The organism is Ruegeria sp. HKCCD6647-2, from assembly GCF_057221075.1.
The window spans coordinates 100,739-123,139 of sequence record NZ_JBWVBD010000005.1 but is presented as its reverse complement, the minus strand read 5'-3'; the positions used below and the strand labels follow the sequence as shown (position 1 = coordinate 123,139).

At 58.8% G+C, this 22,401-nt stretch carries 23 protein-coding genes; 13 read left to right on the top strand and 10 right to left on the bottom strand.

The features are described 5' to 3' along the window. Window position 1: 1 nt before the first annotated feature. The 6 genes from fabG to mltG all read left to right on the top strand — a co-directional run bounded on the left by fabG (window position 2) and on the right by mltG (window position 5,358). Entirely contained in the window at window positions 2–739 is a 738-nt protein-coding gene (fabG, locus tag AC2TDJ_RS14460) for a 3-oxoacyl-[acyl-carrier-protein] reductase (RefSeq protein WP_480843149.1), read from the top strand. Between the two features lie 209 nt (window positions 740–948). Next, window positions 949–1,182 carry an acyl carrier protein gene (locus AC2TDJ_RS14455; RefSeq protein ID WP_008756330.1) on the top strand — a complete coding sequence of 78 codons (234 nt, stop codon included), beginning with the start codon at window positions 949–951 and terminating at the stop codon, window positions 1,180–1,182. 137 nt (window positions 1,183–1,319) lie between these two features. Continuing rightward, window positions 1,320–1,859 (top strand): GNAT family N-acetyltransferase, encoded by a 540-nt coding sequence (locus AC2TDJ_RS14450; protein WP_480843148.1) that lies wholly within the window; start codon window positions 1,320–1,322, stop codon window positions 1,857–1,859. Between the two features lie 123 nt (window positions 1,860–1,982). Beyond that, a complete protein-coding gene (locus tag AC2TDJ_RS14445; RefSeq protein WP_480843147.1) occupies window positions 1,983–2,726 on the top strand; it encodes a 1-(5-phosphoribosyl)-5-[(5-phosphoribosylamino)methylideneamino]imidazole-4-carboxamide isomerase in 744 nt (247 codons plus the stop codon). A 208-nt stretch (window positions 2,727–2,934) separates the two neighbouring features. Continuing rightward, the gene (gene fabF / locus AC2TDJ_RS14440; RefSeq protein WP_480843146.1) at window positions 2,935–4,200 is read left to right on the top strand and encodes a beta-ketoacyl-ACP synthase II; all 1,266 of its coding nucleotides are present in this window, start codon (window positions 2,935–2,937) and stop codon (window positions 4,198–4,200) included. Next, window positions 4,201–5,358: an endolytic transglycosylase MltG gene (gene mltG / locus AC2TDJ_RS14435; RefSeq protein ID WP_480843145.1), complete on the top strand. Its 1,158-nt coding sequence runs from the start codon at window positions 4,201–4,203 to the stop codon at window positions 5,356–5,358. 84 nt (window positions 5,359–5,442) lie between these two features. Here the strand turns inward: mltG and AC2TDJ_RS14430 are convergent, their stop codons facing one another. After that, the gene (locus AC2TDJ_RS14430) at window positions 5,443–6,705 is read right to left on the bottom strand and encodes a DEAD/DEAH box helicase (protein WP_480843144.1); all 1,263 of its coding nucleotides are present in this window, start codon (window positions 6,703–6,705) and stop codon (window positions 5,443–5,445) included. Window positions 6,706–7,037: 332 nt separating this feature from the next. On the opposite strand from AC2TDJ_RS14430, the gene AC2TDJ_RS14425 reads away from it, so the two are divergent. The 3 genes from AC2TDJ_RS14425 (at window position 7,038) to AC2TDJ_RS14415 (ending at window position 11,172) form a co-directional block, all read left to right on the top strand. Continuing rightward, a complete protein-coding gene (locus AC2TDJ_RS14425) occupies window positions 7,038–7,925 on the top strand; it encodes a DMT family transporter (RefSeq protein ID WP_480843143.1) in 888 nt (295 codons plus the stop codon). 473 nt (window positions 7,926–8,398) lie between these two features. Then, a complete protein-coding gene (locus AC2TDJ_RS14420) occupies window positions 8,399–10,867 on the top strand; it encodes a phage tail protein (protein WP_480843666.1) in 2,469 nt (822 codons plus the stop codon). Window positions 10,868–10,875: 8 nt separating this feature from the next. After that, window positions 10,876–11,172, top strand: coding sequence for a DUF7742 family protein (locus tag AC2TDJ_RS14415; RefSeq protein WP_480843142.1), 297 nt, complete (start codon window positions 10,876–10,878; stop codon window positions 11,170–11,172). Here the strand turns inward: AC2TDJ_RS14415 and AC2TDJ_RS14410 are convergent. Next, window positions 11,153–11,491, bottom strand: a complete 339-nt coding sequence (locus AC2TDJ_RS14410; RefSeq protein WP_480843141.1) for a TraR/DksA family transcriptional regulator — start codon at window positions 11,489–11,491, stop codon at window positions 11,153–11,155. The genes AC2TDJ_RS14415 and AC2TDJ_RS14410 overlap by 20 nt on opposite strands. Window positions 11,492–11,577: 86 nt before the next feature. Here AC2TDJ_RS14410 and cysE point away from each other — a divergent pair, with 86 nt between their 5' ends. Next, on the top strand, window positions 11,578–12,387 hold the full coding sequence (gene cysE, locus AC2TDJ_RS14405; RefSeq protein WP_480843140.1) for a serine O-acetyltransferase: 810 nt from the start codon (window positions 11,578–11,580) through the stop codon (window positions 12,385–12,387). Between the two features lie 13 nt (window positions 12,388–12,400). Here cysE and AC2TDJ_RS14400 read toward each other — a convergent pair whose 3' ends face one another. The 6 genes from AC2TDJ_RS14400 to AC2TDJ_RS14375 all read right to left on the bottom strand — a co-directional run bounded on the left by AC2TDJ_RS14400 (window position 12,401) and on the right by AC2TDJ_RS14375 (window position 18,351). Further along, complete coding sequence (locus AC2TDJ_RS14400; RefSeq protein WP_480843139.1) at window positions 12,401–12,646, bottom strand: hypothetical protein; 246 nt, start codon at window positions 12,644–12,646, stop codon at window positions 12,401–12,403. Between the two features lie 154 nt (window positions 12,647–12,800). Continuing rightward, window positions 12,801–14,099 (bottom strand): pyruvate dehydrogenase complex dihydrolipoamide acetyltransferase, encoded by a 1,299-nt coding sequence (locus tag AC2TDJ_RS14395; protein ID WP_480843138.1) that lies wholly within the window; start codon window positions 14,097–14,099, stop codon window positions 12,801–12,803. Between the two features lie 14 nt (window positions 14,100–14,113). Further along, window positions 14,114–15,484 (bottom strand): pyruvate dehydrogenase complex E1 component subunit beta, encoded by a 1,371-nt coding sequence (locus AC2TDJ_RS14390; protein WP_480843137.1) that lies wholly within the window; start codon window positions 15,482–15,484, stop codon window positions 14,114–14,116. A 15-nt stretch (window positions 15,485–15,499) separates the two neighbouring features. Continuing rightward, on the bottom strand, window positions 15,500–16,489 hold the full coding sequence (gene pdhA / locus AC2TDJ_RS14385; RefSeq protein WP_480843136.1) for a pyruvate dehydrogenase (acetyl-transferring) E1 component subunit alpha: 990 nt from the start codon (window positions 16,487–16,489) through the stop codon (window positions 15,500–15,502). Between the two features lie 205 nt (window positions 16,490–16,694). Further along, window positions 16,695–16,994: an FtsB family cell division protein gene (locus AC2TDJ_RS14380; protein ID WP_480843135.1), complete on the bottom strand. Its 300-nt coding sequence runs from the start codon at window positions 16,992–16,994 to the stop codon at window positions 16,695–16,697. Window positions 16,995–17,160: 166 nt separating this feature from the next. Further along, window positions 17,161–18,351, bottom strand: a complete 1,191-nt coding sequence (locus AC2TDJ_RS14375) for a phosphoglycerate kinase (RefSeq protein WP_480843134.1) — start codon at window positions 18,349–18,351, stop codon at window positions 17,161–17,163. A 133-nt stretch (window positions 18,352–18,484) separates the two neighbouring features. On the opposite strand from AC2TDJ_RS14375, the gene AC2TDJ_RS14370 reads away from it, so the two are divergent. The 3 genes from AC2TDJ_RS14370 to AC2TDJ_RS14360 all read left to right on the top strand — a co-directional run bounded on the left by AC2TDJ_RS14370 (window position 18,485) and on the right by AC2TDJ_RS14360 (window position 20,645). Then, a complete protein-coding gene (locus AC2TDJ_RS14370) occupies window positions 18,485–18,991 on the top strand; it encodes a peptidylprolyl isomerase (RefSeq protein WP_480843133.1) in 507 nt (168 codons plus the stop codon). Continuing rightward, window positions 18,984–19,532, top strand: a complete 549-nt coding sequence (locus tag AC2TDJ_RS14365; protein ID WP_480843132.1) for a peptidylprolyl isomerase — start codon at window positions 18,984–18,986, stop codon at window positions 19,530–19,532. Before AC2TDJ_RS14370 ends, AC2TDJ_RS14365 begins: the two co-directional genes overlap by 8 nt. Window positions 19,533–19,652: 120 nt before the next feature. Next, window positions 19,653–20,645, top strand: coding sequence for a DUF3179 domain-containing protein (locus AC2TDJ_RS14360; RefSeq protein WP_480843131.1), 993 nt, complete (start codon window positions 19,653–19,655; stop codon window positions 20,643–20,645). Between the two features lie 20 nt (window positions 20,646–20,665). Here AC2TDJ_RS14360 and aqpZ read toward each other — a convergent pair whose 3' ends face one another. Together aqpZ and AC2TDJ_RS14350 are read right to left on the bottom strand one after the other, a co-directional pair. After that, window positions 20,666–21,355 (bottom strand): aquaporin Z, encoded by a 690-nt coding sequence (gene aqpZ / locus AC2TDJ_RS14355; protein ID WP_480843130.1) that lies wholly within the window; start codon window positions 21,353–21,355, stop codon window positions 20,666–20,668. A 224-nt stretch (window positions 21,356–21,579) separates the two neighbouring features. Further along, window positions 21,580–22,194 carry a dimethylsulfonioproprionate lyase family protein gene (locus tag AC2TDJ_RS14350; RefSeq protein WP_480843129.1) on the bottom strand — a complete coding sequence of 205 codons (615 nt, stop codon included), beginning with the start codon at window positions 22,192–22,194 and terminating at the stop codon, window positions 21,580–21,582. Window positions 22,195–22,401: the final 207 nt, after the last annotated feature.

Here is a 22,401-nt window from a genome sequence, read left to right as displayed (position 1 = left end):
AATGTTTGATTTGACAGGTAAGAACGCGCTGATCACTGGTGCGTCGGGCGGTATAGGGGGCGATATTGCCCGTGCTCTGCACGGTGCGGGCGCAACCGTTGGATTGTCCGGCACGCGGGTCGAACCGCTGCAGGCGCTTGCAGATGAGTTGGGCGAGCGTGCGCACGTCCTGCCTTGCAACCTGAGCGACCCGGACGCTGTCGAGGCGCTGCCGAAACAGGCAGCCGAGGCAATGGGATCGGTCGATATCCTGGTTAACAACGCGGGCATCACGCGGGACAACCTGTTCATGCGGATGTCGGATGAAGAGTGGCAGAGCGTGATTGATGTGAACATGACGGCGACCATGAAGCTGTGCAAAGGCGTCATCCGCGGCATGATGAAGGCACGCTGGGGCCGGATTGTGAACATCTCGTCCGTGGTTGGTGCGATCGGCAACCCCGGTCAGGCGAACTATGCCGCCTCAAAGGCGGGTATGGTCGGGTTTTCCAAGGCATTGGCGCATGAGGTGGCGACGCGTGGAATAACCGTGAACGCGGTGGCCCCGGGCTTTATCACGACAGCGATGACCGAAAAACTGACCGATGATCAGAAGGCCGGATTGCTCAGGCAGGTTCCCGCGGGTCGCATGGGCGAACCGGGTGAAATCGCGGCGGCTGTTCTGTATCTGGCCAGCCCCGAGGCAGGCTATGTTACCGGAAGCACCTTGCATGTGAATGGCGGTATGGCCATGTTGTAATCGCAATTCGGGGTTGGCGCGAAAGCGTTTGCCTTGGGCGTTGTCTGTGCTATAGGCGGCGCACATGCGTAGGAACCGGTCGAATAGGCCGGTTCTCTGATTTCCCGGGCATCCGGGACCCAAACGCCCGGAACGGGCACATAAAGGCCAACCCGATCGGGCAAGGGCAGAACCGGGCGGATCGCCCTGAAATGGAATGAGGAATAGATATGAGCGACGTCGCAGATCGCGTAAAAAAGATCGTTGTTGAGCACCTGGGTGTGGAAGAAGACAAGGTTGCGGAAAACGCGTCCTTCATCGACGATCTGGGTGCCGACAGCCTGGACACTGTTGAGCTGGTCATGGCCTTCGAAGAAGAGTTCGGCATCGAGATCCCAGATGACGCAGCCGAAACCATCCAGACCTTCGGCGACGCGGTCAAATTCATCAGCGAAGCTTCCTAAGAGCTTCGGAGTTGAAAAAATCGGCGCTTCCGGGCAACGGAGGCGCCGTTTTTTATGGCCTGACAGAATTTATTCTTGCGTGCGGAACAGGTGGTTCGCAGTCTGACCCGTGAGGCATATTTCGAGCGGGCAAGGGCATGATAAGATCCACCCCGATGATAAACACGGCGCGCCTGACGCTGTGCGCGATGCGGCCCGAGGATTTCGGGCGGTTCGCTGAAATCTGGAGCAACCCCGAGGTTGTGCGCCATGTTGGCGGCACGCCCCGAACAAGGGGCGAGGCGTGGGATTCCTTTCTGCGCAATGCCGGGCACTGGCAGATGACTGGATTTGGTCAGTGGGGCGTTGTGCTTCAGTCGAATCGCACATTGATAGGTCAGGCCGGTTTTTTTTATGGAAATCGTTGTTTGGGATCGGATTTCGACTCGTTCCCGGAGGCCGGTTGGGTCTTGGCGCCGGAAGGCCAGGGGCAGGGATACGGCTATGAAGCCGCGAAGGCAGCCCATGAGTGGTTCGATAGGGTCATTCCGGGACCTCTGGTGGCGATGGTCAATGCGGAAAACACGGTATCTCAGAACCTTGCATTGAAACTTGGGTATGAGCTGCTGCGCGAAGCCGAGTATAGGAATACTCCGGTGCATCTGTTTCGGCGGAACGGCCCTCCTGCTTTGGCGTGAAACACGTCCTCTGCCGCAATGCCGCAAAATGACTCGACTTTGCCGATCTTATGAGATTTGACGCCGGACTCTGCGTGTATGGTATCGTGAAGTTGCAGAATGATTCAGCGGAGGATTTGGGTCATGATGATTTACCCCACGATGGAGTTGCAGAACGGTCGCTGCGTGACCCTCGAGAAAGGCCGTCTGGACGAGCCGATGATCTGGCACGTGGACCCGGTCGAGACTGCGCGCAGCTGGTCTGCGGCAGGGGCCGAATGGATGCACCTGACCGATTTCGATGCGATCGAAGGGCGGGACACCAATGTTGAACTGATCGAAGAGATAATTCGTTCGGCTGAGATGCCCGTTCAGTTGGCTGGTGGAATGCGCACTCGCGAGCGGATCGAACACTGGATCGACAAGGGCGCAGGGCGTGTCGTCGTTGGAACGCTGGCGGCGTTTGATCCCCATCTGGTCAAGGAATTGGCAAAGCTCTATCCCGATCAGATCGTTCTGGCCGTTGACGTTTGGCAAGGCTATGTGATGACCGAAGGGTGGCGCAGCCAAAGCGCGTTTACCCCGGATGCTTTCATCGAAGCTTTCGCCGATGCGCCATTCTCGGCAATCGTGGTCACGGACATTGACAGCGACATGGAAGATGTCGAGGCGCAGCTGGGGCTGATTTCGGGATTGGCGGAAAAGTCCCGTACCCCTGTCATCGCCAGCGGTGTGGTGCGCACGGCCGACGATATTTCTCGTTTGGCGTATATCCACAACATCTCGGGCGCGATTGTTGGTCGAGCTTTGTTCCGCAAGACACTGACGGTGGAAGAAGCATTGGCGGTCGCAAAAACTGCGCACGAGCCGGTAGCCCAGTTCCAGTAATTTCATCACAAGCAACCCAGCCTGCCTCACGTCCGATTGTGACGTGGGGTGGGTCTTTGTTTGTTGTGATCTTTCCCGATTAATCAGGACCGCTTTTGGTGGATTGAGCGACATGATGCCGGTATGGATTATGCCGAAGCTCTTGCCCCCGGACCCCGGGCCGGGGTATGAGCGGTTCTCATAACAGGAAGCAGGCAAGAGGCATTTCATGCGCAGAGTCGTTGTTACCGGTCTGGGATTGGTCACTCCTTTGGCCAGTGGGGTCGAGGAAACCTGGTCACGGCTGCTGGACGGAGAATCCGGCGCGGGCCCGATCACCCTGTTTGATGCCGAGGCAAGCGGGGTCACCACGACCTATGCCTGCGAAGTACCCCGAGGGGATGGCACAAACGGGACGTTCAACCCGGACGACTGGATGCCGCCGAAAGAACAGCGCAAGATCGAGGATTTCATTCTCTATTCGATTGCTGCGGCCGAGATGGCCTGCAAGGACGCCGGTTGGTTGCCCGAAGACGAAGAGGATCGTCTGCGCACAGGTGTCTTGATCGGCTCCGGGATCGGCGGGCTTGGGTCGATTGCCGAAACCGCGAACCTGATCCGCGACAAGGGTCCGCGCCGGGTGTCCCCGTTCTTTATTCCGGGCGCGCTGATCAACCTGGCATCGGGTCAGGTGTCGATCCGGTTTGGGTTCAAGGGGCCGAACCACTCGGTGGTCACGGCTTGCTCGACAGGTGCTCACGCCATCGGAGATGCCAGCCGCATCATTCGTTCGGGCGATGCCGATGTCATGATTGCCGGTGGTGGCGAAGGTTGCATTTGCGAAATTGGAATTGCCGGTTTTAACGCGTGCAAGGCATTGTCGACCAAATATGCGGACAATCCAAAGGCCGCCAGCCGACCCTATGATATTGATCGGGACGGATTTGTAATGGGCGAGGGCGCCGGGATCGTGGTGCTTGAAGACTACGAACACGCAAAGGCACGAGGAGCGAAGATCTACGCTGAGGTTCTGGGTTATGGCATGTCGGGTGATGCCTATCACATCACCGCACCCAGCGAGGACGGCGACGGGGCTGAACGATCGATGAAAGCGGCGCTGCGCAGTGCCGGACTTGAGCCGAAGGATCTGGATTACATCAACGCGCATGGCACATCGACCATGGCGGATACAATCGAGTTGGGTGCAGTGGAGCGCCTGCTGGGTGAGCACGCCGCAAACGCAACGATGAGTTCGACCAAATCCGCAACTGGTCACCTTCTTGGTGCTGCGGGCGCGATCGAGGCGATTTTCTCGATCCTCGCCATCCGCGACCAGGTCGCGCCGCCGACGATCAACCTGGACAATCCAGCAGTGGAAACGCCATTGGACCTCGCGCCGAACGCCAAGCGCGAAAGGGAAATCAGCGTGGCGTTGTCGAACTCGTTCGGGTTTGGCGGCACCAATGCAAGTGTGATCTTCGGAAAGGTCAGTTAAATGTGGCGGGCCTTAGCATCGAACGCGCTGACCATCCTGGTGGTCGGCCTGTTTCTGATGGGCGGTCTGATCCTGTGGGGGCAATCGCAATACAAGGCTGAGGGCCCGCTGGAAACCGCTATCTGTCTGCAGGTCAAAAGCGGATCCAACATGACGCGGGTCAGCCGCGATCTTGAGGATCAGGGCGCCATCAGCAACGCAATGATTTTCCGGATGGCAGCGGATTACTCGGACAAGGCCCAGCAGCTGAAAGCCGGCAGCTTTCTGGTGCGCGAGGGCGCGTCGATGGAGCAGATCGTTGACGAGATCACACGCAGCGGTGCAAGCACCTGCGGTACAGAAATCGAGTACCGCATCGGTATCAACCGTATGCAAACGCGTGTGCGCGAGTTGGACCCTGCCACCTTGAACTTCGTCGAAATCGCCGCATTCGAAGTAGGGGAAGAGGAAGCCCCGGAAATCTACGCTAAAAAACGCGATGAAGCCGATACGCGGTATCGTGTTTCGCTCGCAGAAGGTGTCACCAGCTGGCAGGTTGTTGAAGCGCTGAAATCGGTGGACGTGTTGGCCGGCGAAGTGGCGGAAATCCCGCCGGAAGGGATGTTGGCACCGGATAGCTACGAAGTCACGCCGGGAGAGGATCGCAACGCCGTTCTACAGGATATGGCGGAAAAGCAGCAGCTGAGGATCAACACAGTATGGGAAGCGCGCCAAGAAGGGCTGCCGCTTGAAAGCCCGGAAGAGATGCTGATCCTTGCTTCGATCATCGAAAAGGAAACGGGCGTTCCGGAAGAGCGCAGACAGGTGGCCAGCGTATTTGTGAACCGTTTGAACCAGGGAATGAAGCTGCAGACGGACCCGACGGTTATTTATGGTGTAACCAAAGGGCAAGGGACTCTGGGGCGTGGTTTGCGCAGAAGTGAGCTTCGGCGTGCAACACCTTGGAACACGTACCTGATCGATGGTTTGCCTCCAACGCCGATCGCCAATCCCGGGCTGGCCAGCCTGGAGGCGGCGGTGGCCCCGGACGACACCAATTTTGTGTTCTTTGTCGCCGATGGTACAGGCGGTCACGCCTTTGCGGAAACGCTGCAAGAGCACAACCGCAATGTTGCGAAATGGCGGGAAATCGAAGCCCAGCGAAATTCGGGTAATTGATGCGGACCCGGGTGGGTCCGCTTCCTGAAAACGGTAGAAACTAATCTGATCGGCGGGCAGATGCTTTGCCGATGAGATTTTGTTTTAGGCAGCCGAACGGCGACGCGGACGGCGGCGCTTGTTCGGTGCGGGCTGTTGTGCGCCAGAGTTGGGCTTGGGCTTGAAGCCGCGTCGGCGATTGCGCTGCTGACGCGCCGGTTTTTTTGGCTCCGCAAACTCGGGCATGGTGCCACTGGCGACCGGGATTTCGATCTTCATCAGTTTTTGGATCTGGCGCAGTTGATCGAGCTCATCGGGGGCACAGAACGCGATGGCCTGACCCTCGCGTCCGGCGCGCGCCGTGCGGCCGATGCGGTGGACATAGTTGTCAGGCACCTCTGGCAGATCGTAGTTGAACACATAGGCGACGCCGGGGATGTCGATACCGCGGGCAGCCACGTCTGTGGCGACGAGGATGTTGATATCACCTGCGCGGAAAGCTTTGATTGCGCGGTCACGCTGTCCCTGGCTTTTGTTGCCGTGGATTGACGCAGCGTTGAAGCCATCGGCAACCAGCCCTTTCATCAGCTTTTCTGCGCCGTGTTTGGTTCGTGCGAAGACCAGAGTAAGGGCGCCTGTATCTTGCGACAGGATTTCCCGCAGTTTTGCAGGTTTGTCGGGTTTACTGACGAAGTGCAGAGACTGGGTGATCTTATCAGCAGCCTTGCCCGGAGGCGAAACCTGCACACGCTGCGGATTGGTCAGGTAGGCGCGGCTCAGTTCCTCCATCTGCTTGGGCATGGTGGCCGAGAACAGCATGGTTTGACGGGGCGTGCCCAGCGCGGGTGCAATTCTGCGAAGGGCGTGGATGAAGCCCAGATCGAGCATCTGGTCTGCTTCATCCAGAACCAGATGGCGAACAGAACCAAGGTCAACGGCACCACGCTCCATCAGGTCGATAAGTCGGCCCGGGGTGGCGACCAGAATGTCGGTGCCGCGGGCGAGAAACATGATCTGTGTGTTGATCGACTGTCCGCCGACCACGGTGGCGACGCGCAGTTTGGTTTTCTGTGTCAGATTGCGCAGGCTGTCGGCGATCTGGTTGACCAGTTCACGGGTCGGGGCAAGGATCAGTGCCTTCGCCGTCTTGGGATCCGGTTTGCCGGGTTGCGCCAGCAAGTGGTCGATCAGAGGCAAGCCGAAGGCGAGTGTTTTGCCAGTACCGGTCTGGGCAAGACCCAGGATGTCATGGCCATTCAGGGCCAGCGGTATTGCCTGGTTCTGAATTGGGGTCGGTTGAGAAAAATTCGCGCGTTTCAGCGCGTCGTTCAGGGCTGGCGCAAGGCCGAGCATGTCGAAGTCGTACAAGTAGCTATCCTTTGTAATCCGCGGGCGGCAAAGCGCGCGGACGCGTTGATCTGGCCGCGCACTGCGCGACCGGGCAGGGGTTGTGCGAGGCCTCGGGACGTGCAGGCGGTTCCTGCGCCATCCGGCCATCGCGTCAAGAACCCTGCGTGAAGGGGAACTGGAGAGTGTTGGGCGCTGTAGGGGCCGATTGGCCCGCCAATGCTCACGCGTCAGCGCTGTGTTTGGGCGCTCATGCGCTGTGTGGGAAGGATTGTCAAGCTTCGATCACTCTCGGAGCTTGCTAAGGCATAACCTATCCCGGATACCTGTGGGCGGAAATGCCGGGATAGGTGATGACATTCAGAGCTATACAAGGTTCCAATCTTAAAACGGCCAGCATTGCCCTTGTAATCGGTGGGATGATGTGGGGGCTGTACTGGATTCCGGTGCGCTATTTCGTGGATCAGGGGTTGCAAGGCCCCTGGCCTGGTATCGTAATGTACGCTTCGGCGATCGTCGTTTTGTTCCCATTAGTGTGGCGCGAGCGGCTAACGCTCATAGAGGACTGGCGAGGGTTGATCCTCAGCGGCATGTTTACTGGTGCCGCCTTCAGCCTGTTCACGATCAGTCTGGTGTTCACAGATGTCGTCCGTTCGATCCTTTTGTTTTATCTGACACCGGTTTGGGGAACGATCCTTGGTTTTCTGTTTCTGGGCGAGCGATTGAGCCCAACTCGGGTCTTGGGGTTGCTGTGTGGTCTGGGTGGGATGTTTATCGTGCTTGGCGGAGAGCAGGCCATTCCGTGGCCAAGAAACACCGGCGATTGGTTGGCGTTGATTTCCGGAATGACGTGGGCACTGGGAACACTTGGCCTTTATCGCACTGCGGGAGTATCGGTTTCGGGACAGGTTTTCGCCTTTGTCGCCGGTGCATTGGTTTTGTCTTTGTTCAGCATTCCCTTCAGTACCGGTGTCGCTTCTCAAAACCCTGAAGGCGCAGCAATTGTGGCTGTTGTGCCGATTGCACTTCTTTCAGCCTTTTACACCCTTCCAATGATGTTTCTGACGATCTGGCCGGCGACCAAGCTGACACCCGCACGAGTGGGGCTTTTGTTAATGAGCGAAGTCGTTGTCGGATTGGTTTCTGCTGCGATTTTTTCCGGCGAACCGTTCGGATTGCGAGAGCTGATCGGCGCCACTCTTATCGTCAGTGCGGCCTTGCTGGAAATAGCGAGGGGCTGAATTGACCCTGAGAATTTTTGCGGCGCGAGTGCTGTTGAAATCTGAACCCACCGTGCGCTGCGTGTTGCGCGCGTGTTGCGCAACTTATTGACTTTGCGCGCTTAATCGCGTATAGGTTGTGACATGCTAGAAGAAGTGGGCGACGGCCACGGGGCGACCCGGTGGCCGTTTTTCGGTTCTCTCGTGCGGAGAAAACTCACGCATGAGGTCACAGGCAAACATGACTTTGATTACCCCGGAAGAGCGGATTTCCCAGACGGCAGAACTTTTGCAGTCGCTAGAGGCATCCATTCGCGATCTGCGCCAGGCAGCGGAAGAACTGCGCAGGCAAATCGGAACCGGGGAGGATGCAGATCTTGCTGGTTCAGCCAAGCAACTCGGGCAGTTAGAGGGGCTGATCCGAAGTTGTCAGAAAGTGGAGACAAGCTTTGTCGAACAACATCACAGACAAGCCGGAATTGCCCAAGGGGGGTATGCGCTCGACCTTGAGCGCGCTCGATTTGAAATCGGGTGCAGGCTGGCTCGCCTCCGCCGATGCTGCGGTGCGGGAGAGATTTCTGAGTGAGATCGGGGAGGGAGGGCTGTGTGCCCTCCCTTTCCTGTTCGAGTTCTGGGCATTGCCGCATCAGCTGCCGCCCGAGGGCGACTGGCGGTCATGGGTGATCATGGGCGGCCGCGGCGCGGGTAAGACGCGGGCCGGGTCTGAATGGGTGCGATCGATGGTTGAGGGGGCCAAGCCGCTGGATCAAGGTGAGGCGCGTCGTGTGGCGTTGGTGGGCGAAACCTACGATCAGGTGCGCGATGTGATGGTCTTTGGCGATAGCGGGATATTACAGTGTTCACCACCGGATCGTCGGCCGGTCTGGAAAGCTTCCGAGCGCAAGCTGGTTTGGCCCAACGGGGCCGAGGCGCAGGCGTTCTCGGCGCATGATCCCGAAGGGCTGCGGGGCCCGCAATTCGATGCAGGATGGGTGGATGAATTGGGGTGCGCCGCTGTCGACAAGGGAACGAACCAACCCAACAAGTTTGTTGACCCGAAATCTTCGGAGTCGAGTTTACCGAAATATTCCAACGGTATGCGGGATGACTACATTCAAGTGCAATACCTGAAGGCGCTTCTGGGTTATTGGGCTGATCCGCTGATCAACCCGGTTTCGGAAGTCTACAATGGGCCGATGATTGATTTGTCGAATGCCTATGTGTGGGCCTGGGACGCGCGCCCATTTCCGACCTTTCCGAACTTGCGATCCCAATGGAGCGACGGTGAAAACTACGCGCGCGGACACTGGCTGAACGGTCGATCCGGATCGCGTACCTTGGCCTCGGTTGTGACCGAGATCTGTCACGGCGCGGGTGTGACGGATATTGATGTCTCGGCCCTTCACGGGGTCGTGCGTGGGTACGCGATGCAGGATGTCATGGATGCTCGTCAGGCATTACAACCGTTGATGCTTCGTTATGGGTTTGATGCGATTGAACGGGATGGCGTGCTTGCCTTTCGGATGCGGGACGGAAGCGGGGTCGTGGACCTGGATCCGGAATACATAGCCATTAGTTCAGATATTGAAGGCAGCGTTGAGTATCGGCGTGAAGCAGAGGCTGAGATGACTGGTCGGGTCCGACTGCGGTTCGTGCAATCGGATGCCGATCACGACGTAGTTGCCGAGGAAGCTGTGTTGCCCGATGACAGGACACACGCCGTGGCCGTCAACGAAATGCCATTGTCACTGACGCGTGCCGAAGGTCGCCAGACCGTCGAGCGATGGCTCAGCGAGGCACGGATTTCGCGTGAGACCGCACGTTTTGCGCTACCTCCGTCACAGATGCATCTGGGCGCCGGTGATGTGGTCCGGTTTACTGAATCAGAAAGAGGGCCGGGCGGGCTTTACAGGATCGACCGATTGGAACAGGCCCAGATGCAGCTCGCGGATGCGGTGAGAGTCGAGCCTGCGGTCTATGCACCCTCAGACCCGGCGGATGATGCCGTCACGGCAAAACCGTTCACGGCACCTGTTCCCGTGCTGCCCGTGTTTCTGGACCTGCCGCTTATCACCGGATCGGAGGTTCCGCACGCGCCGTATCTTGCGGTTTCGGCCAATCCTTGGCCCGGTAGCGCTGCCGTCTACTCAGCCGCGCAGGATGAAAACTATGCTTTGGGCGATGTGATTCCGGGGCAGGCGGTCGTCGGGTTTACCGAGACACTATTGCGGCGAGCCAGCCCAGGGATCTGGGACGAGGGGGCGCCGTTGCGCGTGAAACTGATCGACGGTGTTCTTGAATCGCACCCACGCTCGGCCCTGTTGAACGGTGCCAACCTGGCCGCGATTGGGGACGGAACACCAGGTAATTGGGAAGTGTTCCAGTTCGCCGATGCGGCGCTGCACGAGCCGGGCGTTTACACGCTGGGCTCCCGGTTGCGCGGGCAGCTTGGAACGGACGCGATGATGCCCGATGTCTGGCCGGAAGGTTCATATTTCGTGCTGCTGGACGGACGTGTTTACCAAACGGGCCTGTTGCGGACCGAGCGGCGCATCGCAAAACACTATCGCATCGGCCCAGCCACCCGAGGTTATGATGACCCGTCTTACACGCATCTGGTTGAGGCTTTTGACGGCAACGGGCTGCGCCCTTACGCCCCGGTGCATCTACAAGCGAAACAGTCATCGACCGGCGATGAGTTTGCGTGGATACGGCGGACACGGATCGACGGTGATGACTGGAGCGGCCTCGAAATTCCCCTGGGCGAAGAAAGCGAGTCTTACCTGATCCGCATCTTCGTGTCGGGTACCATGCTGCGTGAAGACGTGACGGGATCGGCCAACTGGCACTACTCGACTGCAATGAAGGCCACGGACGGCCTGAACGGGCCGTATGAGATTGCCGTGGCGCAGGTCTCGGCGGCTTATGGACCGGGTCCGTTTGCCAGAATTTCGGTAGGCTGAGAACGCGGATGCGCCCTGTCTTGCACGGTGATGTCAGCACCGCGGCGCGCGCCTTGTTGGCCGCGCCGCACATGGACCGCGACCGGCTTTGCGCCCGAATGATCGCCGAAGCGGAACTGGCTGATGATCATGTCTCGAAAACCGGTCGACTGCACCCGATTTATGGGAACGGTTCATTGATGGCAGCTGCGCTGGGACGGAAACTGGTTGATGAACCGGGGTTCGATGATTTGCAGTATTGTCAGTGTTTCGAAACGGTTCTGCGCCACCTGATCCTGTTTCTGACTAACCCGAAGCGCAGCTGACGCATTTGCTGGCCGCGAGGTCCAATTCCAGTCGACCATGCGGGATCTCCTCTCCGCAATCCTCGCAATAACCGAATTCCCCTTCTTCGATGCGGGCGAGCGCGGTTTGCAAACGCAGGACTTCCAGATCGCGCCGAGCCTGCTGCGCCTTGGCCATGGCCTGGTTTTGCAGTGCATCCATGCGGCTAAGGCGACCGATTGCCTGTTGGTCCAGCTCTACAACCGATTGCGCGTCCTGCCCCGAGGCAGACTGCGCATCCAGTTCGGTCAGGCGATCACGAATGCGGCGCGTGAAATATTGCAGATTGGTCTCGTTCATTTTTTGTTGCAATGCTCATCAAGGGTTTGCGTTTGGCCTTTTTGGGCCTAGATGGCTATTCTAGGCGCAGGAAAGGATCAAAAGCTATGTTCGAAAAGCGCAGCCACGTGACACCCGTCGATCCGGTTTGGGATCGCATCACCTCTGAGGCCCAGGCAGCCGTGGAGAAAGAGCCGCTGATGGGTGGGCTGGTGCACGCCTGTATCCTGCATCATCGCAGCCTTGAACGTGCCCTGTCTTACAGGATTTCGGCAAAACTGTGCTCGAACGAGATGTCGATGATGGTTTTGCGTGAAATCGTGGACGAGGCCTATGCCGACGATTCCGACCTGATCGAGGCCGCGCGCGCCGATCTGATGGCGGTCTACGAACGTGATCCGGCCTGCCATCGGCTACTGCAACCGGTGCTATATTTCAAAGGCTATCAGGCCATGCAGGCCTACCGGGTGGCACATTGGTTGTGGCGCAAAGGTCGGCATGACCTGGCATATTTCTTCCAGATGCGCTCGTCCGAGATATTCGGGATCGATATTCACCCGGCCGCAAAGATCGGCAAGGGCATCATGATCGACCACGCACACTCCATCGTGATCGGTGAAACCGCCGTGGTTGGGGATAATGTTTCGATGCTGCATTCGGTTACGCTGGGCGGCACCGGCAAGGAAGAAGAAGATCGCCACCCCAAAATCGGCAATGGCGTTCTGATCGGGGCCGGGGCCAAGGTTCTGGGCAACATCGAGGTCGGCCATTGCAGCCGAATCGCCGCTGGATCGGTTGTGCTGCAAGAAGTACCCGCCTGCAAAACCGTGGCTGGTATACCGGCCAAGATCGTAGGTGAAGCCGGGTGCGACCAGCCGGCGATCTCCATGGATCACATGTTGGGCAAGGATCAGTAACTGACCACCCCGATCACTGGCCCGAGCGGTTGTTTCTTCGGTTCAACCGCTTTTGCTGCCGCTTCTCACGCCTCTGTTTGCGCAATTCCATTCGCCGTTCCCGCTCTGCTTTTTGTTTGGCGATCTCGGCAGGGTCGGTCGATTTGAAGCTGGAGTTTTCACCCGGGTAACTGTTGGGCTTTGCACCGGACTTTGTTGGTATCGATAGTGTCAGCAGGGAAAGCAGAACAAGAGCAGTGGCTGATTTGGCGAAGATCATGAAACACCTGTCACATACGAAATGGAGGTGTTTCGAAGTTGGCGCGCGTTCGGTCACAAGCAAGCTTGTTTCGGGTCACGTTTGCTCACGTCATTGAATTGAGCAGGCGGGGACGCCGGGAAACAGCCCGGCGCGCCCCTTTCAAAGAAAGTGCCTAGGCCAGCATGACCATCGGGTTTTCGAGGTTGTCGACAATCGCCTGAAGCAACTGCGCACCCAGGGCGCCGTCGATGACACGGTGATCAACCGACATGGTGACCGACATCACGGTTGCCACTGTCAGTTCACCATCATCACCCACAACGGGTTTTTTCAGACCTGTGCCAACCGCCAGAATGCCCGCATGTGGCGGGTTCACGATGGCGTCGAAATTGTCGATTCCGAACATGCCGAGATTCGAGACCGCAAAGGTACCCCCCTGATATTCATGCGGGGCAAGCTTGCGTTCGCGTGCACGACCTGCAAGGTCCTTCATCTCGGTCGACAGCGCAGAGAGTGACTTGGTGTCGGCATCCTGCAGCACGGGTGTGAACAGACCGCCTTCGATGGCAACCGCAACGGCCACGTCCGAGGGTTTCAGTTGCAGAACCCGGTCGCCTGCCCAAACCGCATTACAGGCGGGAACCTGCTGCAGCGCGTTGGCGACGGCTTTGATGATAAAGTCGTTGACGCTCAGCTTCACGCCACGGCCTTCCAGCTGTTTGTTCAGCTGGCTGCGGAATTTCAACAGTGCGTCCAGCTTGATGTCGCGGCGAAGGTAGAAATGCGGGATGGTCTGTTTGGCCTCGGACAGGCGTGCGGCGATGGTCTTGCGCATACCGTCCAATTTGATTTCCTCGTACTCGCGGCCTTCGTACATTCGAGCCACCGCGTCTGCCGAGGGGCCAGCCGGAGTGGCGGCAGCCGGGGCCGCTGCAGCAGGTGCAGGGGCAGCAGCCGGAGCGGACGCAGTTGCGCCTTCGACGTCGGCTTTGACGATACGACCATGAGGACCGGAGCCGGTGATCTGCGCCAGGTCGAGTCCTTTCTGCGCTGCAATCCGACGGGCCAAGGGGGAGGCAAAGATGCGACCACCATCCGCCTTGACCGGAGCAGCCGGGGCAGGGGCAGGCGCCTCGGACGCCGCAGGGGCGGCGGCCTCGTTGCCCGCGGCGGCAGGAGCCGCCTCTGGTGCTTTGGCGGGCGTTGCGGCGATATCATCGGCGCTTTCGCCTTCTTCCAGCAGAACCGCGATTGCGGTGTTGACCTTCACGCCCTCGGTGCCCTCGGGGATCAGGATTTTGCCGATTGTTCCTTCGTCAACGGCCTCAAACTCCATCGTGGCCTTGTCGGTTTCGATCTCGGCCAGCAGGTCGCCGGAGGAGACGGTGTCGCCCTCTTTGACCAGCCATTTGGCAAGCGTGCCCTCCTCCATCGTCGGTGAAAGGGCGGGCATCAGAATTTCGGTGGGCATCTGTCTGTCGCTCCTTACCGGTAGGTCACTTGTTTGACGGCGGCGATCACCTCATCGGTGGTGATCAGGGCCAGCTTTTCGAGGTTCGCGGCGTAGGGCATCGGAACATCCTTACCGGTGCAGTTGATGACCGGTGCGTCGAGATAGTCGAACGCCTCTTGCATCACCACGGAGGAGATGTAGCTGCCGACCGAGCCTTGCGGCCAGCCTTCTTCCACGGTCACGAGACGGTTGGTCTTCATCACCGAATTGATGATCGCACCGGTATCCATCGGGCGGATCGTGCGCAGGTCGATGACTTCGGCATTGATGCCTTCCTCGGCCAGTTTGTCGGCGGCTTCCAGAGCGAACTGCATGCTGATGCCGAAGCTGACGATGGTAACGTCTGAGCCTTCGCGCCATATGCGAGCCTTGCCGAGCGGGATCGCCAGGTCATCCACTTGCGGCACGTCGAAGGAACGGCCGTAAAGGATTTCGTTTTCGAGGAAGACCACCGGATTTGGGTCACGGATGGCCGATTTCAACAGGCCTTTGGCGTCGGCTGCCGAATAGGGCATCACGACTTTCAGTCCGGGAACCTGCATGTACCATGCGGCGTAGTCCTGCGAGTGTTGTGCTGCCACACGGGCCGCCGCGCCGTTGGGGCCGCGGAACACGATGGGGCAACCCATCTGACCGCCGGACATATAGAGTGTCTTGGCGGCAGAGTTGATGATCTGGTCAATCGCCTGCATCGCGAAGTTGAAGGTCATGAACTCGACAATCGGTTTCAGCCCGCCAAAGGCAGAGCCGACTGCGATACCGGTAAAGCCATGTTCGGTGATCGGGGTGTCGATCACGCGTTTGGGGCCGAATTCGTCCAGAAGACCTTGCGAGACTTTGTACGCCCCCTGGTATTCAGCGACTTCTTCACCCATCAGGTAGACGTCTTCGTCACCGCGCATCTCTTCGGCCATTGCGTCGCGCAAAGCTTCGCGAACAGTTTGCTGTGCCATCTCGGCATCGGTCGGCCAATCGGGCGAGAGGTCTACGACCGGTGCCGCTGGTGCTGAGGCAGGAGCGGCAACCTCAACCGCCGCGGGGGCGGCCTCGGCCACCGCTGCGACTGCAGGCGCAGTCGCGGGCAGGGCGGAGGCGTCTTCGCCTTCTTCGACCAGGATCGCGATGGGGGTGTTGACCTTAACCCCTTCGGTGCCTTCGTTGATCAGTATCTTGCCGACGATGCCTTCATCGACGGCCTCGAACTCCATCGTGGCCTTGTCGGTTTCGATCTCGGCCATGATGTCGCCGGACGATACGGTGTCGCCTTCCTTGATCAGCCATTTGGCCAATGTGCCCTCTTCCATCGTGGGCGAAAGGGCGGGCATGAGAATTTCGGTTGCCATGTCTTATTCGTCCTCTCAGGCGTAAATGTCGGTCCAGAGCTCGTCCAGCGACGGCTCGGGGCTTTCTTTCGAGAATTCGGCGGCCTGGTTGACGACCTCTTTGATCTCCTTGTCGATCGCCTTCAGGTCATCTTCTGTCGCGTGTTTGCCGGTCAGCAGCAGCTCGCGCACATGTTCGATCGGGTCGCTTTGTTCACGGACCTTCTGAACCTCCTCACGGGTGCGGTATTTTGCCGGGTCGGACATCGAGTGGCCGCGATAGCGGTAGGTCTTGATCTCCAGGATGTAGGGGCCTTTGCCCGCACGACAGTGCGCAACGGCCTTTTCACCGGCGGCTTTTACGGCCAGCACATCCATGCCGTTAACGATCTCACCCGGGATGCCAAAGGCCTCGCCCCGGTGATAGATGTCCTTGGTCGAAGTCGAGCGCGCTTGCGCGGTACCCATGGCGTATTGGTTGTTCTCGATGACAAATACCACAGGCAGTTCCCAAAGGGCCGCCATATTGAAAGTCTCGTAGACCTGACCCTGGTTCGCTGCTCCATCACCGAAATAGGTAAAGGTCACGCGCCCGTTTTCCTTGTACTTATCGGCAAAGGCCAGACCTGCCCCCAGCGGTACCTGCGCGCCGACAATGCCGTGGCCGCCATAGAAGTGCTTTTCTTTCGAGAACATATGCATCGAGCCGCCCTTACCCTTGGACAGGCCCCCGATGCGCCCGGTCAGCTCGGCCATCACACCACCAGGGTCCATGCCGCAGGCCAGCATGTGCCCGTGATCGCGGTACGAGGTGATACGCTTGTCACCTTCTTCGGCCGCGGCCTCGAGACCGACCACAACTGCCTCCTGACCGATGTAAAGGTGGCAAAAACCGCCAATCAGTCCCATTCCGTAGAGTTGACCGGCCTTTTCCTCGAATCGGCGGATCAGCAGCATCTCACGGTAATAGGTGGTAAGTTCTTCCGCAGAAACATTTGGTTTCTTTGTGGTTTTTCGCGCAGCCATAGTGGCGATCTCCCCCTTTCGGCAAGATAGTTTAGCGTTAAACTATCTCATAAAGCATTTGGGCCGATCTGGCGAGAGTAAATGTGACGTGGCGTCGGGTCGGGCCGAAATTTGCTGTTTATTGTTGCAGATATTGGGAGCTCGAAGAGAATTGGGCAGGTCGGGCCGTTCGATCATCGATAGTCTCAAACGCATTGCGTGGAGTTCAGCGAATGACGATTTCGTCTGCCCGGATCATACCCAGAACCGAACGCGCCTGTTGATCCAGAAGATCGAGGTCCAGGTAAGTGTCAGACAGGCGGCGGGTCAGGTTTTCCATTTGGTCGATTTCACCCTTCAGCTCGGTCAGGTTGCGCGAAAGGGCGTCCCGTTCGGCCGAAATCTCAACCCTGCGAAACAAGCCATAATCGCCTTGCACGGCGGCGAAGGTAAAATAGACGCCCAGCATGAACGCGATCGAAAAGAAAACAACGGCACCCAGGCCGGGACGATGAGAACGGGTCACTGCGTTAACCACCGAATGAAACTGCCTCGAAAACGTGCCCTTACCGGGCATCTGAAATCACTATGTCACAGGTGATTCGCGTTGTGAATCCCCCGTGAGGCAAAAAAATCGTTCTCTGTTTCGGTTCAGAAAAAAAGCGCCCGGGCAGAACGCTTTTTTGTGTTCCTTACCGCTCCAGTGCGGCAACGCCGGGCAGTGTTTTGCCTTCCATCCATTCCAGAAACGCGCCTCCGGCTGTAGAGATATAAGAGAAATCCTTGGCTGCGCCTGACGCGTTCAGCGCAGCAACGGTATCACCACCACCCGCGACCGAAATCAGTTGACCGGATCGCGTAAGGGCGGCAGCTTTCAGCGCGGCTGCGTTGGTTGCGGCGTCGAAGGGTTCGATTTCGAACGCACCCAGCGGACCATTCCAGATAAGCGTCTGGCTTTTGGCGATGATGTCGGTGATGGCTGCAACGCTGTCCGGACCCGCGTCCAGGATCATGCCGTCCTCTGTGCATTGGTCAGCTGGTAGGACCTGATGCGGTGCGTTGGCTTCGAACTTCTCGGCAACGACAACATCATCGGGCAGAACGATGGTACAGCCCGAGTTTTCAGCCTTGGCCAGAATCTCGGCCGCAGTGTCCTTCATCGCGGTTTCAGCCAGCGACTTCCCGACATTCAGACCTTTGGCGACAAGAAAAGTGTTCGCCATGCCGCCGCCGATGACAAGGTAATCCACCTTGTCAATCAGGTTGCCCAACAGTTCCAGCTTGGTGGAAACCTTCGCCCCACCAACGACCGCCGTAACCGGGCGTTTCGGTGCGCCCAGAGCGCCTTCCAGCGCCTCCAGTTCAGCCTGCATAAGCCGGCCTGCGCAAGCAGGCAGCAGGCGCGCGATGGCCTCGGTCGAGCTGTGGGCCCTGTGCGCGGCCGAGAAAGCGTCGTTGCAATAGACATCACCCAGCTTTGCCATACCGGCCGCGAGGTCGGCGTCGTTCTTGGTTTCGGCTGCATGGAATCGGGTGTTCTCCAGAAGCAGGACCTGACCCGGCTGTAGCTGTTCAGCCGCCAGTTCAGCCTCGGTGCCAACGCAATCGGCGGCAAAAAGAACCGTGGCACCGAACGCGTCCTCAAGGGTCGGGATCAGTTGTTTCAGCGAGAGGTTCTCGCGCCGCTCTCCGCCGGGGCGGCCAAAATGGGCCAACAGGATCGGCTTGCCCCCGGCGCCCAGAATGTCGCGCACTGTCGGCACGATCCGCTGAATCCGGGTGGCGTCGGTCACGACACCGTCCACAACGGGCACATTGATATCGACGCGCACCAGCACGCGTTTGCCGTTCAGGTCCATATCGTCCAGCGTTTTCCAGCCCATCGTGCGATCCTCGTGAATAGTGACAGATTTAGGCGGTTCTTTTCCTGCATTTTGCCCTCAGGTCAATGCGTCACTTGGCATTCATGCGCGTGGGGAATAGGTATTTGCGCAACACAAACGACAGGAGGGCCTCATGGCCGAGATCAAGGATCCCGAAAACACAATCATCATCGAGCTGAAAGACGGCAATGTCGTCATCGAGCTGTTGCCGGACGTGGCCCCGCAGCACAGCGCCCGTATGAAGGAACTGGCGCGCGGTGGTGAATATGACAACGTGGCCTTTCACCGTGTGATTGACGGGTTCATGGCGCAGACGGGTGATGTTCAGCACGGTGACATGGAAGACGGGTTCAACCTGCGTATGGCGGGCACCGGTGGGTCTTCGCTGCCGAACGTACCGGCAGAATTTTCGAAGCTGCCCCATGACCGCGGCACACTGGGCGCTGCGCGTTCGCAGAACCCGGATTCGGCAAACTCGCAGTTCTTCATCAACTTCAAGGACAACCACTTCCTGAACGGCCAGTACACGGTGTACGGTCGCGTCATCGACGGGATGGAGCATGTGGACGCCATCGTTCGTGGTGAGCCGCCTGCAAGCCCCGACCGCATGATCAGCGTCAAGGTGGCTGCAGATGTTTAAGCTGGCCTCCGCGTTTGTTCTGTTGGCCGGTCCGGCGCTGGCCACCGGATTGCAGATCGAGATCGAAGGCGAGGGGGCAAACGGCACCGTTACGGTCGATCTGTTCGAAGACCTTGCGCCCAAGCATGTGGAACAGATTGCGGCGATTGCTGCGGCGGGTCAGTATGACGGGGTCGTTTTCCACCGCGTGATCGAAGGATTCATGGCCCAGACCGGCGATGTCCAACATGGTCGCCTGGGTGGCGACATGCGCCGGGCCGGTACTGGCGGATCGGATCGTCCCGACCTGCCGGCCGAGTTTTCGGACTACAATTTCGATCGCGGTGTTGTCGGCATGGCGCGGGCGCAGGATCCCGACAGCGCCAATTCGCAGTTCTTCATCATGTTCGAGCCGGGCCCTTTCCTGAACGGTCAGTACACGGTCGTTGGTCAGGTCACTGACGGCATGGACGTGGTGGACGCCATCAAGCGGGGGGACGGCCCCAACGGCGCGGTGATCGGACAGCCGGATGCGATGAAAAAGGTCACCGTCACAGAATGACGCTATGCCCGGCGCCTGAAACGACGCCGGGCATTTTTCTTCCGCGGGACGTGTCTTGCTCCGCTTGCGTCACATCCGCGTGTACCGGGCTGGTCAGAGCTTCGCACCGGGGGCAAACTGATGCCTGAAGGGCGGAATGGTCCGGTGCGCATAATCATTGCTGTCTTGCTGGTTTTTCTCAACACGGCTGCACAGGCCGAACCTGAGTCGTGGCGCGGCGAATGGCCGGACACCGACTTTAGCCTGACCAGTATCAGGAGCTGGGCCGAGATTCAGTCCGGCGGCCCTCCCAAGGACGGAATACCGGCCCTGAGCAGGCCAGAATTTGCCCGTGCCTCGGGGGTTTCTGCAATTACCCCTTCCGAGCCCGTCATCACGGTTGAACTGCCGCGCCAGACGCCGCGAGCCTATCCGATCCGGTATCTGATTTGGCACGAAATCGTGAATGACCGCATCGGAAGAGTTCCGGTCGCCGTCACCTATTGCCCCTTGTGCAACTCGGGCCTCGTCTTCGACCGTCGAACACCGCAGGGCATTCTGACTTTCGGAGTGACCGGCAAGTTGCGAAACTCGGATATGGTCATGTATGACCGCGAAACACAAAGCTGGTGGCAACAGGCGACCGGCGAGGCAATTGTCGGGCGCATGACGGGCCGCCAGCTCAGGGCGCTGCCGGCTTGGATGGAAAGCTGGGCAGAATACACAGCCCGCAATCCCGATGGTCTGGTGATGACGGAACCCGCGTTCAACCGGGATTACGGGCGTAACCCATACCGGGGCTACGATACGTCGCGCCGGCCGTTTCTGTATAGCGGTGAGCTTCCACCCCACGGTATTCCCCCGCTCGAACGTGTTGTCCGCGTCGGTGATCGGGCGTGGCCACTGACGCGGCTCAGCCGCGAAAATGTGGTGCGCGAAGGTGGCGTGATCATTCATTGGGTTCCCGGTCAGGCCTCGGCACTGGATGCAGGGCGCATATCGAAAGGTCGGGATATCGGGTCAATACGTGTCCGTGACGGACAGGGAAGGGATGTGGTGCACGATGTAATGTTTGCCTTTGCCTTTCATGCTTTCTGGCCGAATGGCAAATGGATGCTTGGTGGTCGCCAATAGCGACCACCATCGAGAAAATGTCAGTCGTCTGGCGACATCACCTTCCATATGATCGCTCCAACGGCCCCTCCGATCAGTGGTGCAACCCAGAACAACCAGAGTTGCGCCAATGCAGGGCCGTCCGCGAACAGGGCGACTCCGGTCGATCGAGCCGGGTTCACGGAAGTGTTCGTCACCGGGATCGAGATCAGGTGGATCAGCGTCAGCGCAAGGCCGATGGCAATGGGGGCAAAGCCCGCAGGGGCCCAATCGGAGGTTGCTCCCAAAATGATCAGGATGAAGAACGCTGTCAGGACAATTTCGATAACCAGCGCCGATGTCAGCGAATACCCTTCGGGCGAAGCATCTCCGTACCCGTTTGAGGCAAAGCTACCGACCCCGTCGAAGCCGGGTGCTCCGCTGACAATGAGATAAAGCACCAGTGCCGCCGCAATCGCGCCAAGTACCTGCGCGACCCAATAGGGCAGCAAGTCCTTGGCTGGAAAGCGCCCGCCTATCATCAGCCCCAGGCTGACCGCTGGGTTGAAATGCCCGCCTGAGATATGACCGACCGCAAAGGCCATGGTCAGAACCGTCAGACCAAAGGCGAACGATACGCCCAGCCAGCCGATGCCCACGTCGGCGACACCCGCCGCCAGTACCGCGCTGCCGCAGCCACCCAGAACCAGCCAGAAGGTGCCAAAGAATTCAGCCATGAGTTTTGATGCCATGAAAAGTCCTCCAGAAAACAACGACTTTAAGGTTAATTCAAAAAGCATGTTTTGTGAAATTGTGAAAGGTGGGCAAGTTTTGCCTCGACCAGCCAAACGAAGGGCCTGATCGCAGAGGTATTACGCGGCTTTTGGTCTGTGTCGACAAGCTCGGCAACGGTTCGGATTGAAAACCGGCTCATCCATTCGGGCACCGGCTGGACAATCGGCGCATGAATTGGTGATCAGGCGAGCAGGTCCGCCTCGGGCGCTTCCACGAAAGTGTAGGAATGCGTGTTGATGTCACCGCTCCAGCGCCAAAGGGCCACAAAACCCTCGGGGCCGGTGCGAAAGGCGTGAGGCATCAGGCTGGGATGGTGGATCATGTCGCCAGAACCGCGCATCTGTATGTCGTCGCCGGCTGTCCACAATGCCCGGCCTGCGACGATGACATAGGTTTCATCGGCGTCATGCAGGTGGAGAGGGTAATAGCTGTTCGGACGCATATAGACCAATCCAAGACGGACATCCGGTGCGGGAATCGGTCCTTCGGGGGCCATCAGCGACGCAACGCTGATCATGGCGGCAATTCCGGCTTCGGTGTTGTCTTCGACAGGGTTTGAGCCCCAGGGCAACAGCGTGTGCGCATTCAAAGCTGCCGCTGCAACCGGGTGTTGGCTGTTGGCCAGAACTGTTCGGATACCCGCATCCAAAAGGCACGGTTGAACCGCGTCAAATGCGCGTACCGGAGGTGTGTTCACAAGTGCACGTGCCGAATGCGGTCCCATCGGATCGGACTCTGCCTGGTATACATCCGATATTGCTTGCAGCAGTTCTTCGAACTTTTCATTGCAGACCATGGGCTCGCGCACTCCTGAGATCGCCCCATCTGACGGTACGTGCCCTAGGATTCTGCGGATAAAACGACGCCGACAGGTCGATTTCGAACCTTCGAAAGGAAAATCTGGTTCCTGTCGCCAATATTTGGCGCAATCCCGGAGGTGCAGGAATGTCAGTCCGGTGCGAACCGGAACCTGCTTCCTGTTTGAACCGCATCCTTGGCGAAG

What these genes read in the sequence shown, in the direction of transcription:
- fabF (WP_480843146.1), top strand. Translation starts at nt 2,935, where the DNA reads ATGCGCAGAGTCGTTGTTACCGGTCTGGGATTGGTCACTCCTTTGGCC.
- AC2TDJ_RS14425 (WP_480843143.1), top strand. Translation starts at nt 7,038, where the DNA reads ATGACATTCAGAGCTATACAAGGTTCCAATCTTAAAACGGCCAGCATT.
- AC2TDJ_RS14420 (WP_480843666.1), top strand. Translation starts at nt 8,399, where the DNA reads ATGCGCTCGACCTTGAGCGCGCTCGATTTGAAATCGGGTGCAGGCTGG.
- AC2TDJ_RS14365 (WP_480843132.1), top strand. Translation starts at nt 18,984, where the DNA reads ATGTTTAAGCTGGCCTCCGCGTTTGTTCTGTTGGCCGGTCCGGCGCTG.
- mltG (WP_480843145.1), top strand. Translation starts at nt 4,201, where the DNA reads ATGTGGCGGGCCTTAGCATCGAACGCGCTGACCATCCTGGTGGTCGGC.
- pdhA (WP_480843136.1), bottom strand. Translation starts at nt 16,489, where the DNA reads ATGGCTGCGCGAAAAACCACAAAGAAACCAAATGTTTCTGCGGAAGAA.
- AC2TDJ_RS14370 (WP_480843133.1), top strand. Translation starts at nt 18,485, where the DNA reads ATGGCCGAGATCAAGGATCCCGAAAACACAATCATCATCGAGCTGAAA.
- AC2TDJ_RS14455 (WP_008756330.1), top strand. Translation starts at nt 949, where the DNA reads ATGAGCGACGTCGCAGATCGCGTAAAAAAGATCGTTGTTGAGCACCTG.
- cysE (WP_480843140.1), top strand. Translation starts at nt 11,578, where the DNA reads ATGTTCGAAAAGCGCAGCCACGTGACACCCGTCGATCCGGTTTGGGAT.
- AC2TDJ_RS14390 (WP_480843137.1), bottom strand. Translation starts at nt 15,484, where the DNA reads ATGGCAACCGAAATTCTCATGCCCGCCCTTTCGCCCACGATGGAAGAG.
- AC2TDJ_RS14410 (WP_480843141.1), bottom strand. Translation starts at nt 11,491, where the DNA reads ATGAACGAGACCAATCTGCAATATTTCACGCGCCGCATTCGTGATCGC.
- AC2TDJ_RS14375 (WP_480843134.1), bottom strand. Translation starts at nt 18,351, where the DNA reads ATGGGCTGGAAAACGCTGGACGATATGGACCTGAACGGCAAACGCGTG.
- AC2TDJ_RS14350 (WP_480843129.1), bottom strand. Translation starts at nt 22,194, where the DNA reads ATGGTCTGCAATGAAAAGTTCGAAGAACTGCTGCAAGCAATATCGGAT.
- aqpZ (WP_480843130.1), bottom strand. Translation starts at nt 21,355, where the DNA reads ATGGCATCAAAACTCATGGCTGAATTCTTTGGCACCTTCTGGCTGGTT.
- AC2TDJ_RS14395 (WP_480843138.1), bottom strand. Translation starts at nt 14,099, where the DNA reads ATGCCCACCGAAATTCTGATGCCCGCCCTTTCACCGACGATGGAGGAG.
- AC2TDJ_RS14360 (WP_480843131.1), top strand. Translation starts at nt 19,653, where the DNA reads ATGCCTGAAGGGCGGAATGGTCCGGTGCGCATAATCATTGCTGTCTTG.
- AC2TDJ_RS14415 (WP_480843142.1), top strand. Translation starts at nt 10,876, where the DNA reads ATGCGCCCTGTCTTGCACGGTGATGTCAGCACCGCGGCGCGCGCCTTG.
- fabG (WP_480843149.1), top strand. Translation starts at nt 2, where the DNA reads ATGTTTGATTTGACAGGTAAGAACGCGCTGATCACTGGTGCGTCGGGC.
- AC2TDJ_RS14400 (WP_480843139.1), bottom strand. Translation starts at nt 12,646, where the DNA reads ATGATCTTCGCCAAATCAGCCACTGCTCTTGTTCTGCTTTCCCTGCTG.
- AC2TDJ_RS14445 (WP_480843147.1), top strand. Translation starts at nt 1,983, where the DNA reads ATGATGATTTACCCCACGATGGAGTTGCAGAACGGTCGCTGCGTGACC.
- AC2TDJ_RS14450 (WP_480843148.1), top strand. Translation starts at nt 1,320, where the DNA reads ATGATAAGATCCACCCCGATGATAAACACGGCGCGCCTGACGCTGTGC.